We start from the raw sequence: 15,202 nt of genomic DNA on the forward strand, positions 1-15,202 counted from the left end.
CTTGTAGACCGATTGGTTATGAGGGTAGAACGAAGGCCCGAATCCCTGCCGAGCCTCTGCCACTCATGCGGTTCACTCAGTTGCCCGAGCTTCAACGCCCCCTGCTGGAGAAGTTCTACCGGGCTCATCGCTCATCCATGCGCGCAAAGGGCGATGCGCAGATATGGGTCGCCAGAGACAGTGAAATCGTCGCGGCATTGAGCTTGCGAGCCGTACACGATGGGCAGTGGCTGACCGGACTGTTCGTCGCCCCCGAGCAACGCGGGCAAGGTTTCGCCAGCAGTTTGGTCGAGGCGGCTATCGCAGGGGGTGATCGCCGAGTCTGGCTGTTTTGCGAACCCGGTCTGGCGGGGTTTTATCAGCGACTGGGGTTTGTTGAAACCGAGGTTCTGCCGCGAGAGCTGGTTGATCGACTGGCGCGTTATCGACAAACGAAGTCGCTGATTGCGTTTTTGTATTCAGATCGATGCTGACTTCACCAACGCTATCGCGAGCAAGCCCACTCCTAAAAGGCACAGCTCTGGCCTGTAGGAGTAAGCTTGCTCGCGATGGCGGCGGTACGGCGAGTCGCGTGTAGGAGTGAGCTTGCTCGCGATGGCGGTAGTACGGCGAGTCCCGTGTAGGAGTGAGCTCGCTACCGATGGCGGTAGTGCAGACGAATCCGTTCCGGGGCTTAGATCGGTTTGAGCGGTCGATCAAACCAAACGTGCCATCTCCCGCTGAAACTCCCGTGCTAGCCTCGTCCCATCACTTTCTGTTGTTGAACGGGATGCACATGAAATCGACGCTTCTGGCTTTTTCCCTTGCTGCTGTTTTCGGATCGACCCTGGCGAGCGCCGCACCACCCGCCCCTGCTTCCAACGTCAGCCACGAACAGTTCGCCACGGTGCTCAAGGGCGACTGGCGTGTGCCGCAAAACGCCGCGCGCGATCAGTATCGCCATCCCGAGCAGACGTTGCAGTTCTTCGGCTTGCGCACCGACCAGACTGTCATCGAGATCACCCCCGGCAACGGCTGGTACAGCGAGTTGCTGGCGCCGCTGCTCAAGGACAAAGGGCATTACGTGGCAGCGATCGTCGACCCTTCAGTCAGCGACTACGCGAAGAAATCAGCCGACAACCTCAAGCAGAAATACGCGGCGGACGCGGCCCACTACGGCAAGGTCGCGGTCGTGGAATATCAGCCCAAGGCGCCGGTCTTCGGCAAGGCAGGATCTGCCGACACCGTACTGACCTTTCGCAACGCGCATAACTGGGTCGATGCGGGAAATGAAGCCGCGACCTTCAAGGCGTTTTATAACGTGCTGAAGCCGGGCGGGACGCTGGGTGTTGTCGATCACCGAGCCAAACCTGGCACGACCGCCAAGGACAACGAGCAGAACGGCTACCTGCCCACCGATTATGTGGTGAAGCTGGCGCAGGCCGCAGGCTTTACTCTGGCGGGCGAAAGCGAAGTGAACGCCAACTCGAAAGACACCAAGGACTATCCCGATGGCGTCTGGACGCTCCCGCCCGCATTGGTGAAGGGCGAGCAGGAAAAGGAAAAATACCTGGCGATCGGCGAGTCAGACCGCATGACGTTGCGGTTTATCAAACCGGAAAAATAGGGATAGGGCGGCGTTGCTTTTGTAGCAGCACGGCTTGCCGGCGGTAGCGGTGTGTCAGGCTATCTTTAGCCACCAGATCGCGACCANTCCGCATTCGGGTCCATGTCAGGAAACAGCACTTCGGTAAACCCGAACCGGCTGAAGTCGGTGATGCGTGACGGGTACAGACGACCGATCAGGTGATCGCATTCATGCTGCACCACCCGCGCGTGAAACCCCCGGGCCACGCGCTGGATCGGCTTGCCATCAGGGTCGAAGCCTTCGTAGCGAATGTGCTCATAACGCTCCACCACGCCACGCAAGCCGGGTACCGAAAGACAGCCTTCCCAGCCTTCCTCGAGGGTCTGTTCAAGGGGCGTGATCAGAGGGTTCAACAGAATGGTCTGAGGCACGGCCTCGGCATCCGGATAGCGCTCGCTGCGCTCGAAACCGAAGATCACCAGTTGCAGATCGACGCCGATCTGCGGCGCGGCGAGCCCTACGCCACCAACGCTTCTCATGGTTTCGAACATGTCGTCGATCAGGGTCTTCAGCTCGCGGGAGCCGAACATCGATTCGGGCACGGGCGGTGCGATACGCAGCAGGCGCTCGTCACCCATTTTCAGAATTTCACGAATCATGGAAGAGCCTTTTGAGTGGGCGGATGCGCCGGACAGATGCGCATCCTGCCACAGTAGCGATCAGGTTTTGTCAGTCTTGAGGGGGTGCAGCGTCGGGTCATAGTCATGATCGTGACTGTGATCGCCACGATCGCTGTGATGGTCGATGAAATCGCGGCTATGGTCGCGCCCCAGACCTGAGACGTGCCGTTTCTCGCCCGCTGGCACCGGCGTACCGGGCTCAGCCTCTACACCACCGTCCCCTACCATTTTCTCTCCCTTGTCCTTGCCCTCCTGCGACATATGCTCGATCACCGCATTCATTTCCGCGCCCAGCAGCAGCACCGACGCAGAGATGTAGAAATACAGGAGCAGCACAATGATCGCGCCGATGCTGCCATACATGGCGTCGTAATTGGCGTAGGTCTTCACGTACCAGGCAAAGCCGAGCGAGGCGAGGATCCAGACCACCACAGCCAGCACCGAGCCCGGCGTGATGAAACGGAATTCCTGCTCCACATCGGGCATGACGTAATACATCATCGCCACCGAAACCATGAGCAGCAGGATGATCACCGGCCAGCGCAGGATTGTCCAAAGCGTCACGATGAAGTCTTCCATGCCGATCTGCGCCGCCAGCCAGCCCATGACCTGAGGTCCTGTGACCATGAGCGCGGCGGCCACGAGCAGCATCCCGGCAAAGCCTACGGTGTACAGCACCGACAACGGAAGGCGTTTCCATACTGGCCGCTCTTCGACCACGTCGTAAGCGGCATTCATGGCACTCATCATCAACCGCACACCGGCCGAGGCACTCCACAACGCGATGACGATACCGACCGACAACAGCCCCCCCTTGGACTGCTGCAGTTGGTCGATCACCGGGTTGACCTGATCCAGTGCCTGTGGCGGCAAGACCAGTTCGGACTGCAAACGCAGCCAACTGAAGAAGTCGGGAAGATGAAGGAAACCGATCAGGGCGATCAGGAACAGCAAAAACGGGAACAGCGAGAACAGCGTCTGATAAGCCAACGCCGAGGCGTACGTCGACATCTCGTCGTCGAGAAACTCTTTGACCGTTCTGACCAACACCGTTTTCAAACGTAGCTGGCGCAAATCCGGGAATATCATGGCGTCTCCTTTCGCGACGTAGACTTATCTGAAGCACATTTACCTATACGAGCAGGCAAACGCTTTGAAATTCCGTATGCCCGCCAGTCCGGGCGGGCTTTTTACATTGAGTTAAGCACTTCTGTCATGGACGAAACGTTTCAGAACATCTTCGACCGGACACAATAACGGCCATCAGAGGATGGCCGCTACAGGATGTCTCTTGATCCGCTTGAGGTTTTTACACCCGAAGCGCGCCGGCCGTCAGGCCTTGTCGACGCCTTTTTTCACAGCGTCCTTGGTATCGCCTACCGCCTGTTGCGCTTCACCCTTGAGCTCTTGCGCCTTGCCTTCTGCACGCATTTTGTCATTGTCAGTCGCCTTGCCCACGCCTTGTTTGACGTTACCGACTGCTTCGTTGGCCATGCCTTTGACTTTATCGCCAGTGCTGCTCATCGTGTTTCTCCTCGGTAAGAATCAGGTGTCATAACCTCGACGTAAGGGTTGACTGGATCCTGCTCCCGAGAGTTTCAATTATTTGCCCAGCGGTTTTTGTTCAGGTGTAACGGCGCTTTTCATCGCAGAGGCCACTTTTGCCTTTATGTTTGCCCGACAACCCCGGAGAATGCGCGGCCGAACCCGAGCGTGCCTATCGTGCAAAAACCGGTTCACCAGATTCTGATCCACAGGAACATTATGAAAATCGACAAGCAGCAAGCCATTGCCCGGCGCAACGAGCAACTGGGCGGGGCCGTCCTCGGCACCAACAACACCCACTTCGCCGTACTGGACCCCAAGCGCAACATCTGGTGGTTCGACCTGCCGGTGAGCCGCCTTGCGGTCGGTCAATACGAATGGCTGCACCTGCTGCTGCACACGCCAGCCACTGATGAGCTGCTGCACCTGAAGGTGACCACCAAATTCCTGCGTGAGCAGAAAGAAGCCGTGGTGATCCGCAACGAAGGAAAGCGCAAATCCACCGTCAGCCTCGAGCTGTCGGCGGACAAGGACTCCTACCTCAAGGACATGCGCCCCAATGGTGCAAACCTGAGTTTTGCGGCGTTTGTGCAGAAGTAACCAACAGATCCTTCACCACGAAGTTGAATTTTGTAGCAGTCCGGCTTGCCGGCGGTAGCGAACCCAAATACGTCACCGCCGGCAAGCCGGACTGCTACAGCAGGGCGCCAGCCGCATCGTATCCTCAAGCCCCGAATCGGCGGCTCGTCAGATACCCAACCGCCCCCGCCACACCCGAGGCGAACGTCCCCCAGGCCCAGTCCACCAGCGCCAACTGAGACGGCCAGCCCTGCAACGTGGCCCAGTTGGTCAGGTCGTACGTGCCATAAGCCATGACGCCCAACAGCGCGCTGTATCCCGCCGCATGCCCCACGCTCCCCAGCCTGACCCCTGGCAACACACCGATCAGCACGATACCGATGATATAAATCAGGTAGAACAGCGCCGCCGGGAAGATCACGGGCTGCGCCAGCATCAGCGAGCCTAGCCAGTCGCGATAGGTCGGCCCCATCAGGACGCCCAGCCACAGGCCATCGAGCACCAGAAATGCCAGAAGCGTTGACAGATAAGCGCTGAGAAATCGTTTCATGTGAGGAGCCCCCGAGTCAGCCATGAGAACGCACCGATTGGGGCGCTCATGTGCTGTGACCTGCGCTCGTCGACGATAGCTGCAAAAAGCGTTGCACCTTTTGCTCGACGAGGGCGCAGGTCCGGGCCGGTCAGACCAGCTCGATACGGTCCGCGTGAATCACGATCTGGCCCTGCTTGTACAACGCACCAATGGCCTTCTTGAAGTTGCCCTTGCTGACACCGAACAGGTTGCTGATCACGGTCGGATCGCTCTTGTCACTGACCGGCAATACCCCGTTGTTTTCACGCAACTTGCTGAGGATCTGGGCATTGAGGCTGCTGGCCAGTTGTTCGCCGACCGGCTGCAGACTGAGACTGATGTTGCCGTCGCTGCGCACTTCCTTGATGAAGCCCTTTTCCTGTTTGCCCGAGCGCAGGAACTTGAACACCTCATTCTTGTGAATCAGGCCCCAGTGCTTGTTGTTGATGATGGCCTTGAAGCCCATGGCGGTTTCTTCGGCCACCAGCAAGTCCACTTCCTGCCCGACCGAATAGTTGGCCGGCACCTTGTCCAGATAGCGGTCCAGACGTNCCACGCAGTAATCACCGGCTTTGAGCGGACGCTTTTCTTCGGAGTACGGCAGCAGCAGATCCTTGGGCAGGCCCCAGTCCAGGAAAATGCCGATGCTGTTGACTTCAACGACTTTCAGACTTGCAAACTCACCCACTTGAACTTTGGGTTTTTCAGTGGTGGCGATCAATTTGTCGTCACTGTCCAGATAAATAAAGACGTTGAGCCAGTCTTCATCTTCGCTGGGAATATCTTTGGGAATATAACGGTTGGGCAGCAATATTTCGCCGTCCTGCGCACCGTCAAGATACAAACCGAAGTTGGTATGTTTCACCACTTGCAAACTGTTGTAGCGCCCGACTAAAGCCATGTCCAAATACCCTCATTGCGTGGGCGGCATTCTACCCGAGTTTGCCCCTGTGTTGCCGGTTACCCGCAACCGCGCTGACAGCGTCATCCGCAGGCCTTGAAAATCAAGGCGTTGCTCGCCAGGCTGAGCAGAGCCCCCCCGCTTACCGGGCCACTCGTCAGATCATCGAGGGGCAATCCGAGGGAATCTGCGCTAATTCGCCCGACCTTTCGACTCAAAACTTGGCAGTTAAAACAGGCATTTACGCGACCTCAGGCGAAATAATTTGCGTGATCACGATTAATCGGTCTATGGTCTCGCGCCAATATTTACCAAGCAATTTCCTGACGATTCCGATATGATGGCCGGCCGTATTAATTTTATATAGGTTAATAGCAGCCATGCGCGTAAAAGCATCCAACTCGAAAGCCAAGCCAGCTCCTGCCGTTGAGACCAGCGATTCGATCAACGCACAAATCGCGGCTTTCCTGAAATCCGGCGGCGAAATCCAGCAGATCGCCAAAGGCGTCAGCGGCCAGACCTTCGGCCCATCCAAACAAATCTCCCTCGGTAAAAAGTAAATCTTTCCCCGCCTCTGCGGTCGACATCCAGGCGCTTTGATCACAAAGCGCCAGGTCCATCGCTCCCCCGCTTCGACAAACCTCTGCTTTACTGTCTCGACACAGCTCGCTCGTCCAGCACTGGCCGCAACGAACAGACAGACCGGACGATGCCCTGATTACCAGACGTCTCTGCGGAAACCCGATATGAAGAAATGGATGTTTTTCGGTGCCCTGCTCTGCCTCGGCCTGGGCGGTTGTGCGACACGCGGTTGTGATACCTCAACGGTCGGCAGTCCTTGCCGGGCCGACTATCTGCTCTATCAGAACGACATGCTGCAAGCCAAGCTGCTGATCAACGAACGCCGCCAGGAAAACTATGAGCTGGCCAGCGCGCTGCTCAAACGCGCCGCTCGGCAAGACAACACTGGCGAGGCCGAGTTTTATCAGGCCGTGCTGCTGCTTCGGCTCAATGCCGATGAGGCTCAGGTCAATGACATGTTGCAGGACTCCGCCAACCGCAAATATCCGCTGGCCATTGCCCTGCTCGCTCAACAGGCGGGCATGCGTGATCAGGAAAAGGCTCGCGCATACCGCCTGAAATACGACGAACTGGATGTCGCCAAGAGTGGTTATCCCTCGTTTCCCCAAGCCCTGGTCGTGGTTAACCGCCTGGTTTCCAACAATAAGTGATCGCAAAGTTCACTTTTCGCTTAGCCAATCGACCAGCGGTAGATTGAACCGCGGATTCAACGGTATCCTTGCGAGGCTCTAGCTCGCGGTTCCTATCGGGCCCTTGGCATTTCGATACGACACCTTCGATCCCACTCCTCAGAATCTCAAAGGAGTGAAGCATGCCTTATGCTCGCTGTTTTACACGCTGGACCGGCGCAGTGCTGACCTGCGCGGCGCTTGTCTACCAGCCCGCCAGTGCCCAGGTGCTGGAGCGGGACGTGGGTGACTTCAGCCTCAAGCTGGGCACGACGCCCAGCCGCACCATGGCACAGGGGCTGGTAACGCCAAGTACTGGCGATACTGCCTTCCATGGCGGGCTGGACCTGACCCACGAAAGCGGTTTCTATTTCGGTCAGTGGTCGCCGAGCGCCGGGCTTTCACCGGACACGACCCTCGAAGTCGATTCCTACATGGGCTTCAAGAAACCGTTCGACAAGACCCTGGGCTATGAGCTCGGGGTCATTCGTTACAGCTACCCCAACACTGACCAGATCGACAGCCACGAGCTGTACGCCGGTTTTCGCATCTTCGACAGTCGCATCGGCACCGCCGTGAGCACCGACGCGGGACGCCAGGACAGCACGCTGTTTCTGGACCTCGGTGCGCTGGCGTCGCTGGGCCTGGACCTGCGCGTGCAATACGGCAATCACCAACTGGACTCCCCGGCGGTCATTGACGGTGGCGGCATGGTCAGCGCGTACAGCGATTGGTCGCTCAACGTATCCAAGCCGTGGCTGGGTATGGACATGAATCTGATGTACAGCGGTTCGAGTCTCAATGGCGCCGACTGCAGCGCTTACAGCGGCCACAACAGCCAGTGTGAAAGTGCCGTGACGCTCAAGGTCGTGCGTTCGTTTTTCTGATGGGCTGAACTGGTGCCCCCTTACCGGCTCTATACTGGGAGACGAACCGGCAAGGAGCTGTCATGCGTATCGTGTTGAGGGGCTTTATTTCGCTGTGGCTGGGCCTGATTCTGCTGACAGGCTGCAGTCAGATAGGCCTCACGTACCGGCATCTTGATCTGATCATCCCCTGGTCGCTCAACGATTACCTGGACATGAACGCCACGCAAAAAGACTGGCTCGACGAGCGTCTCAAGGAGCACCTGAGCTGGCACTGCACCACACAGATTCCCGGTTACCTGACGTGGCTCGATCGTTTGCAAGGCATGGTCGAAACCAATCAGGTCAACGAAACGCAACTCAAGGCGCGCACCGCCGAAGCACGGCAGGCGATTGCCACTATCTCGCAGGAAATCACCCCATCGGCCGTCCAGTTGCTGCGTCAGCTCAATGATCAGCAGGTGGCCGAAATGCAAGCGGCGTTTGCCAAGGATCGGGACAAGCACGAAGCGGACTTCGTCGATCAGCCACTGGATCGGCAGATTCGTGATCGCGCCCAGCGTATGGAGAAACGTCTGAGTGCCTGGATAGGCAAACTGAGCCCTGTGCAAAAAGACCGCGTGTTGCAATGGTCGACGTCCCTGGGCGAACAGAACCGACTGTGGATCGACAACCGCGCCCACTGGCAGTCGTTGCTGGTGACGGCGGTCAAACAACGCCAGGCACCGGATTTCGATAATAAGATCGCTCGCTTGCTACAAGATCGTGAAACCTTCTGGACCCCCGAATACCGCGAAGCCTATGACCACACCGAACAGGCAGCGATTTCTCTGATCACCGATTTGATGGCCCAAAGCTCGCCCGAACAACGTGGGAAGCTGCTGGAAAAGATTGCGGATGTACGCAAAGACTTCACCAATCTGAGCTGTTTGAAGGGGGCAAAGAATCAGGGCTGAATCTGGATGGAATTCCGCGAAGCTGCGCATAAACCTGTGGGCGCCGGCTTGCTGATGAAGAAACGGGGGAGAGTACGACCCTATGAAACGTTTGGGGGTTGCCCCCCAAACATAGAATCTCCCACATTAATTTTCAGCGTTCGCCAGACTGCCCTAGGCCACCTGCGCTTTGGATGAGACCTCATCGAACGTCACCGGATCCAGCGCGTCGGCCTGTTCATCCAGCACCTGACGCGGATGGTCGTTGCCGGGAATGCTGCTGTCGATCATCGCCAGCAAGCTTGATCCACGCGGCGTCAGGATAAAGTTTTCGCCGTTGCCACCCTCTTCCTCCGGCCGCGATTCAATGAAACCGCGCTTGAACAACAACGCCTCAAGGTCAGCCGCTTCCATCTTCAACGTATCCAGATTGCCGGTACTCTGGCCTTCAGCAGCCTTGGCTGCCGCGAACTCTTCAGCGTATTTGCGAGGAACGAACGGTTTGTCGGCGCTGTTTTGTACTTCATGCAGCAGACGCTCGATCAAATCCCAGTCGTAGCTTTTCTCGTCAGATGCATCAGACATATTCCAACCTCCAGCAGAGATGAAAGACCCGTGACGTCCGGTCATCGGGATGAGTGCTCAAAGGTTGTGACATGAGGCATTGATAGCCGTTCAGCCCTCGAGCTCAGCGGTCGAAGGCTGAACTTTTGCCCTCGCCGCGCCCTCCATTTCAGTAAGCCCGCAATGGTTACAGAGGCAAATCATGAAAACCCTGATGAGTTTTACGGTCGCGCTCACCCTGGTAGCGGCTGCGCCGGTCTGGGCCTGTACGCCGGAAGAAGCCGAGGCCAAACGCGAACAACTGGCGCAGGAGGTGCAACGCCTGACACAGCAGAACCCCGCCAAGGCCAAGGAGTTGAATCAGGAAATAAAGGACATGCAACTGGAGACCGCCAGCAAGGATGTGCCGGACAAATGCCAGTTGATCGATCAGCGATTGAAAGAAATGGATGAGGCGGCGAAGAAGGCGCAGGGGTGAGGCGATGGATGTGTAGGAGCGCGCTTGCCCGCGACAGCACTATGTCAGGCTGATTTACCGCCACAGACATGATGCAATCGCGGGCAAGCGCACCTACAAGAACGGGTTGTTTATTCGGAAACCGGCGGACGCGTCACGCGCTTTTTCAGCGGAGCCATACCGTCCTGGCTCACCAACGACTCGGCCTTCGGACGGTTCACTGTCTTGCGCTTGGTCGGCCCCTTGGCGGCGGTTTTCTTCTTGTCGCCCTTGGCGTCGGTCTTTTTCTTCTTCACGCCCACCGCCTTGCCGGACGCCTTGACCTTCTTCGGCCCGGTGTAGCTGCCTTTGACTTCCTTGATGGTACGGCGCTCGAACTTCTGTTTCAGGTAGCGCTCGATGCTCGACATCAGGTTCCAGTCGCCATGGGTGATCAGCGAGATCGCCAGACCCTCAGCGCCGGCACGGCCGGTGCGGCCAATGCGGTGAACGTAATCATCGCCGGTACGCGGCATGTCGAAGTTGATGACCATGTCCAGGCCTTCGACGTCCAGACCACGGGCTGCGACGTCGGTGGCCACCAAGATCTTCACCCCACCCTGCTTGAGGCGGTCGATCGCCAGCTTGCGATCCTTCTGATCCTTTTCGCCATGCAGCACGAAGGTCTTGTACTCCAGCGCCACCAGGCGGCCGTAAATACGATCAGCCATGGCACGGGTGTTGGTGAAGATAATGGCTTTCTGATAAGTCTCGTTGGCCAGCAACCAGTGCAGCACCTGCTCTTTATGCACGTTGTGGTCAGCGGTGATGATCTGCTGTTTGGTGCCAGAAGCGAGTTCGCTGACGCTGTTGACCTGAAGATGCTGAGGGTCCTTCAGCACTTTGGCGATCATCTCGCGCAGACCTGAACCACCTGTGGTCGCGGAGAACAGCATGGTCTGCTGACGGTTGGCGCACTCGCCCGCCAGACGCTCGACGTCTTCAGCGAAGCCCATGTCCAGCATGCGGTCGGCTTCGTCCAGCACCAGCAGTTCGACCTGCTTGAGGTCCAGATTGCCGGCGTTCAGTTGCTCCAGCAGACGACCGGGCGTACCGATCAGAATGTCCGGCACCTTGCGCAGCATCGCGGCCTGGACCTTGAAGTCTTCACCGCCGGTGATCAGGCCGGCCTTGATGAACGTGAACTGAGAAAACCGCTCGACTTCCTTGAGGGTCTGCTGCGCCAGTTCACGGGTCGGCAGCAGGATCAGCGCACGAATGTCGACGCGAACCTTGGCCGGTCCCATGAGGCGATTGAGCATGGGCAAGACGAATGCGGCCGTCTTGCCACTGCCGGTCTGCGCCGTCACCCGCAGATCGCGTCCTTCCAGCGCCAGCGGAATGGCCGCTGTTTGCACAGGCGTAGGCTCGACGAAATTGAGTTCGGCCACGGCTTTGAGCAGGCGTTCGTGCAGGGCGAATTGGGAGAACACGGGTGTTACCTCGGCGGAATACAAAAAAACAGTCGCATAGGGTACCGGTTTAAGCCGCTTTCGCCGAGTTTCTTTACCTCGAAGGGCCTATTTTGTTACGGGATCTGCGCTGTAATGCTTTCTTCGCGGCAACAGTGCTCTAATCGCGCCCTTTTCCCAAGGAGATCCAGCGCCCATGGACATCAACCCCTTCTGGCAACGCGTCCAGCAACTCTGGGACCTGCTCGAACATCAGCCAATGCTGCGCACCTCGCTGGGGCTGCTGACGCTGCTGCTTGCAGCCCTGGCGATGGGGCGCCTGGTGCGTTTCGTCATCCTCTCGGCGATGAAAGCCTTGGGACGTCAGCCCGCGCTGTTCTGGCTCAACGACTTTCTGCACAACAAGGTTTTCCACCGCCTGGCGCAGGTGACGCCTTCACTGGTGATCCAGTTCGGGCTCAATCTGGTGCCGGACCTCAGCGCCACCGCCAGCCACGTGCTAGGCAATATCGCTCTGGCATTCACCATCCTGTTCATGATGCTGACCCTGGGCGCCCTGCTCAACGCCATGCTCGACATCTACGCCCGCACCGAACATGCCCGTACCCGCTCGATCAAGGGCTACGTGCAGCTGGCGAAGATGATTCTGTACGTCTTCGCCAGCATCATCATCGTCGCCACCCTGATCGACCGTTCGCCGCTCTTGCTGCTGTCAGGGCTGGGCGCGATGTCAGCGGTGATCCTGTTGGTCTACAAGGACACCCTGCTGTCGTTCGTCGCCAGCGTGCAACTGACCAGCAACGACATGCTGCGGGTCGGCGACTGGATCGAAATGCCGCAAGTCGGGGCCGACGGCGATGTGGTGGACATCACGCTGCACACCGTCAAAGTGCAGAATTTCGACAAGACCATCGTCTCGATCCCGACCTGGCGCCTGATGTCCGAGTCGTTCAAGAACTCGATCCAAGCACCCCACTAAAACTACTATCAGGCCTACAACCCCCTGCAAAGCCTTGACCCTAAAATAGTAGACATACTCCACATCCTACTACTATCTTAATAGCCCTCTATTACCTGCCCTCCCTGGCAGCCCCCTTGCTCACCTACGTAGCCACCCAGCCGCCAGCCAACAGCCACCCAGCGACGCCCCCCCCCCCGGAGCCAATTTTGATGGACATGATGCGGTTCAACGATTTCTATCTCCGCCTGTACAAGGGCGACGCCAAGCAAGACGGCCCGGCCATCTTGGAGGATTTCTACACCCTCTGGCGGGAGGCGGAAAATTCGGGCGTGGACGCGGAGTCTCTCCGCGAAGAAGCAAAGGGCGTCCTTCAGCGAATCGTGGCCAAGGATTTGTTCTTATTGGCTGCCTGTGAGTGGATCGGGACAAAGGGTCATTTCAAGCTCGGCAAGGCACTGGCTCACGAGGTTAGCGTCCATTACCTGCAACAGCCTGAGTTACTGAAATTTGCGCTATCCGAAACCACCGAAGAATGCGCCACCACGGTAGCCCGTAGGTTGTGTGCGCTGGATGTACCGGTAGCTGTTTCGCTCGGATGGGCGCTGAGCATGAGCGAAGACTTACCTCCGAGCCAGCTGATTGCGAGCACCATAGCCAAGGTGACCAATTTCCTAGCTACGGAACACCCGGCAACCTGTAAACGCCTTCTGGAATCAAAGTCATCACCGTTTGCTGACTCGCAGGTTGCCCAGCAAATAGCAGAGAGGCTTGCCACTGAACTCAACGCGTTGGAAGCCTTACCACAGTTAGTCGAGCTCCAGATGTCATCGGAAATGCGCCGGAGCTTCCGCTACCTTCGCCGAAGCGAAAACCGAGCGGTCACCGAGCAAGCGCAAGGCGAATCCTTCCTGGCCGACATGTTCATGCTCTCGGAGCATTTCAAATACTCCAACCAAGTCGCGCTGGAGCACCAGAACGATCAGCAAACAGTGGAAACCATTATCCCCATGTTCACTCAAGAGATGAGTGTGGAACTGCCCCAGACCTGGATCGCCGACCCTCTCCTTTACGGACATATGGTGATGAACCTGTGGAAGGAGGCCGGCCAATGAGTATCCAACTGGTTTTATCCCATTACCTTTCAGGGCTTCGCGAACGCGACGAGTTAGACGCCCTCCTCCCGGATCTGCTTCAGGCGATGGGCCACTCGGTGCTGAGCCGCGCCCAAGTTGGTGTGAACCAAGGCGGGGTTGACGTGATGTCCACCAAGGAAAATGAAGAGGGTGACATGGAAGTCTTCATGTTTGTCATCAAATTCGGGAACGTAAACCGAGGTGACTTCTACGGTAGTCAGCAAGCAATCCTTCCGTCCATCCTCCAGGCATCGACCGAGTACCTCCGGAACCGATTGCCCGAAGCGTTGCGCGGTTTCAAGAAGCGGATCGTCCTTGTCTCAAACGGTGTTCTGAAACAGGATGCACAGTCGGATTATGCCTCCCTGTCGACCCAGGTAACCGAGATGGCCCCCCTGTGTTCGCTGGATTTTTGGGGTATGGATCAGCTGAGCCCGTTCATTGAGAAGTATCTCTTTGACGATGCACTGCTGCTCGAAAAAGGTAAATCTGACCTCCGAGCAGCACTGGCAGGCCTGGAAGACACGTACGCCTCATTCTCCAGGTTCGTGCGGTTCGTCGATGATTGCTTGAGCGCCAGGGAAGATGACCAGGACATTTCTGACACTTCTCGTCGGAGCCGTTTCTATAAACGCTCGGCTGCAGCGGCGGTGGGATGGGCAGTGCTGCTGGTATGGGGCGAAAGTGAAGGTAACCAAAAGCCAGGGGTTCTGGCAGGTGAATACCTCTTACTGCGCCTTTGGGGCGAATCGGTCAAGCGGGGGCTGCAGAATGAGGCTCAGTTCACCAAGAGATTCGAAACACTTGCTCAGCTCCACGCCGATGCCCTGCTGCGCTACTACGAACGCGTGATGCCGTCACTTCTAAACCGCCGGAACATGCTCCGGTACCGCCCTGATCACGTGCTCTATATGGACTTGATCTGCGAAGAGCTGGGCCGGTTGGGCACCACGATTCTTCTGCTCTTAGCTCTGAAGTCCGATCGGAAAAGCGTGGTGGCCGCGCATGGGTGTTTGGTGTACCTCGTCAACGAACACAACGGCTGTCTCCTGCCGGTCTATGACGGACAGGCCATCGATCTCTCGCTTGCTATGGGGGCGATCATGGCAACTGGTGACAACACCAGCACACGCTTTATGCTTCAGGAATGTATAGATCGCTTCGACACAGCTCTAAGGCAGAACAGAGTCATGCCTGTAGACACTGATGACCTGGAAGACGCATTGGCGTTGCACTACAGAAAGGAACCTGACAAGGCTCGATTCTTCAAAACCACGACGCTCGTGCCAATGCTAGGAACCATGGCAGCCGTGCTGGGTGATCAGGACTGCCTCACCCAGCTGTCTGATGAGATTATCCCGAGATTAAAAGGCGTGACCAAGGAGCGCTGGTACCCTCAAAGAGCGCTGGAGACACTGGTTTGCTCCGATGCCTACGTGAATGGTGTTGGGATATCACGAGGCCTTTCCGGCTTCCAGCCATCACCAGCTGAGGAGCTGGAGGCATCTCTGAAGGTGCCTGAAAAGGCCGCGCTCCCCGAAGATTTTGCTTGGCACGGCACTCCCTGGGAAGTATTAATTGCACTTTCGGCAAGGTTGCACCGCCACCCTGTACCGACTTGGTACCTGGCGAAGCTCGCGGGATTACAGCGATCGTCATAATACGGCTCGACCCATCCACCATTTCAATCCATAGCAAGGCTAGGCCAGACCTACACCACATTGGGAGGTAGACTGCCCCTA

15 protein-coding genes and 4 pseudogenes are annotated in these 15,202 nt (G+C 57.5%); 11 read left to right on the top strand and 8 right to left on the bottom strand.

The features are described 5' to 3' along the window. Window positions 1-56: 56 nt before the first annotated feature. Both D3M70_RS08225 and D3M70_RS08230 read left to right on the top strand, forming a co-directional pair. Window positions 57-473, top strand: a complete 417-nt coding sequence (locus tag D3M70_RS08225; protein ID WP_375232942.1) for a GNAT family N-acetyltransferase — start codon at window positions 57-59, stop codon at window positions 471-473. 302 nt (window positions 474-775) lie between these two features. Further along, window positions 776-1,606 carry a class I SAM-dependent methyltransferase gene (locus D3M70_RS08230; protein ID WP_120125309.1) on the top strand — a complete coding sequence of 277 codons (831 nt, stop codon included), beginning with the start codon at window positions 776-778 and terminating at the stop codon, window positions 1,604-1,606. A gap of 87 nt (window positions 1,607-1,693) precedes the next feature. Here D3M70_RS08230 and def read toward each other — a convergent pair. The 3 genes and pseudogenes from def to D3M70_RS08245 all read right to left on the bottom strand — a co-directional run. Next, window positions 1,694-2,226 (bottom strand): annotated as a pseudogene (gene def / locus D3M70_RS08235) (peptide deformylase); the annotation flags it as partial. Window positions 2,227-2,286: 60 nt separating this feature from the next. Beyond that, the gene (locus D3M70_RS08240; RefSeq protein ID WP_120125311.1) at window positions 2,287-3,336 is read right to left on the bottom strand and encodes a YihY/virulence factor BrkB family protein; all 1,050 of its coding nucleotides are present in this window, start codon (window positions 3,334-3,336) and stop codon (window positions 2,287-2,289) included. Between the two features lie 243 nt (window positions 3,337-3,579). Next, window positions 3,580-3,771: a CsbD family protein gene (locus D3M70_RS08245; RefSeq protein ID WP_120125312.1), complete on the bottom strand. Its 192-nt coding sequence runs from the start codon at window positions 3,769-3,771 to the stop codon at window positions 3,580-3,582. Window positions 3,772-4,011: 240 nt separating this feature from the next. On the opposite strand from D3M70_RS08245, the gene D3M70_RS08250 reads away from it, so the two are divergent. Next, on the top strand, window positions 4,012-4,392 hold the full coding sequence (locus D3M70_RS08250; protein WP_120125313.1) for a hypothetical protein: 381 nt from the start codon (window positions 4,012-4,014) through the stop codon (window positions 4,390-4,392). A 124-nt stretch (window positions 4,393-4,516) separates the two neighbouring features. On the opposite strand, the gene D3M70_RS08255 is transcribed toward D3M70_RS08250, so the two are convergent. The 3 genes and pseudogenes from D3M70_RS08255 to D3M70_RS32895 all read right to left on the bottom strand — a co-directional run. Next, a complete protein-coding gene (locus tag D3M70_RS08255) occupies window positions 4,517-4,921 on the bottom strand; it encodes a DUF2177 family protein (RefSeq protein ID WP_120125722.1) in 405 nt (134 codons plus the stop codon). Between the two features lie 130 nt (window positions 4,922-5,051). After that, window positions 5,052-5,493, bottom strand: a pseudogene (locus tag D3M70_RS32890) (GntR family transcriptional regulator); the annotation flags it as partial. A 1-nt stretch (window position 5,494) separates the two neighbouring features. After that, a pseudogene (locus D3M70_RS32895) lies at window positions 5,495-5,843 on the bottom strand (S1-like domain-containing RNA-binding protein); the annotation flags it as partial. A gap of 380 nt (window positions 5,844-6,223) precedes the next feature. On the opposite strand from D3M70_RS32895, the gene D3M70_RS08265 reads away from it, so the two are divergent. The 4 genes from D3M70_RS08265 to D3M70_RS08280 all read left to right on the top strand — a co-directional run bounded on the left by D3M70_RS08265 (window position 6,224) and on the right by D3M70_RS08280 (window position 8,915). After that, on the top strand, window positions 6,224-6,403 hold the full coding sequence (locus D3M70_RS08265) for a hypothetical protein (RefSeq protein WP_037012170.1): 180 nt from the start codon (window positions 6,224-6,226) through the stop codon (window positions 6,401-6,403). Between the two features lie 186 nt (window positions 6,404-6,589). Next, the gene (locus D3M70_RS08270; RefSeq protein WP_120125315.1) at window positions 6,590-7,075 is read left to right on the top strand and encodes a hypothetical protein; all 486 of its coding nucleotides are present in this window, start codon (window positions 6,590-6,592) and stop codon (window positions 7,073-7,075) included. 161 nt (window positions 7,076-7,236) lie between these two features. After that, complete coding sequence (locus D3M70_RS08275; RefSeq protein ID WP_120125316.1) at window positions 7,237-7,980, top strand: TorF family putative porin; 744 nt, start codon at window positions 7,237-7,239, stop codon at window positions 7,978-7,980. 62 nt (window positions 7,981-8,042) lie between these two features. Continuing rightward, window positions 8,043-8,915, top strand: a complete 873-nt coding sequence (locus tag D3M70_RS08280) for a DUF6279 family lipoprotein (RefSeq protein WP_120125317.1) — start codon at window positions 8,043-8,045, stop codon at window positions 8,913-8,915. Window positions 8,916-9,068: 153 nt separating this feature from the next. Here the strand turns inward: D3M70_RS08280 and D3M70_RS08285 are convergent, their stop codons facing one another. Next, window positions 9,069-9,479 (bottom strand): transcriptional regulator, encoded by a 411-nt coding sequence (locus D3M70_RS08285; protein WP_120125318.1) that lies wholly within the window; start codon window positions 9,477-9,479, stop codon window positions 9,069-9,071. A gap of 181 nt (window positions 9,480-9,660) precedes the next feature. Between D3M70_RS08285 and D3M70_RS08290 the strand changes: the two genes are divergently transcribed. Next, window positions 9,661-9,936 carry a hypothetical protein gene (locus D3M70_RS08290; RefSeq protein WP_120125319.1) on the top strand — a complete coding sequence of 92 codons (276 nt, stop codon included), beginning with the start codon at window positions 9,661-9,663 and terminating at the stop codon, window positions 9,934-9,936. A gap of 110 nt (window positions 9,937-10,046) precedes the next feature. Here D3M70_RS08290 and D3M70_RS08295 read toward each other — a convergent pair whose 3' ends face one another. Beyond that, window positions 10,047-11,387: a DEAD/DEAH box helicase gene (locus D3M70_RS08295; RefSeq protein WP_120125320.1), complete on the bottom strand. Its 1,341-nt coding sequence runs from the start codon at window positions 11,385-11,387 to the stop codon at window positions 10,047-10,049. Between the two features lie 175 nt (window positions 11,388-11,562). Here D3M70_RS08295 and D3M70_RS08300 point away from each other — a divergent pair. From D3M70_RS08300 to D3M70_RS08310, 3 genes and pseudogenes are all read left to right on the top strand, one after another. Further along, window positions 11,563-12,324: pseudogene (locus D3M70_RS08300) on the top strand (mechanosensitive ion channel family protein); the annotation flags it as partial. 212 nt (window positions 12,325-12,536) lie between these two features. Then, the gene (locus tag D3M70_RS08305) at window positions 12,537-13,439 is read left to right on the top strand and encodes a hypothetical protein (protein ID WP_120125321.1); all 903 of its coding nucleotides are present in this window, start codon (window positions 12,537-12,539) and stop codon (window positions 13,437-13,439) included. Then, entirely contained in the window at window positions 13,436-15,121 is a 1,686-nt protein-coding gene (locus tag D3M70_RS08310; RefSeq protein WP_120125322.1) for a hypothetical protein, read from the top strand. Before D3M70_RS08305 ends, D3M70_RS08310 begins: the two co-directional genes overlap by 4 nt. The last annotated feature ends 81 nt before the right edge of the window (window positions 15,122-15,202 follow it).

Origin of the sequence: Pseudomonas sp. LS-2 (assembly GCF_003605735.1) — a bacterium.
Taxonomy (GTDB): Bacteria; Pseudomonadota; Gammaproteobacteria; order Pseudomonadales; family Pseudomonadaceae; genus Aquipseudomonas.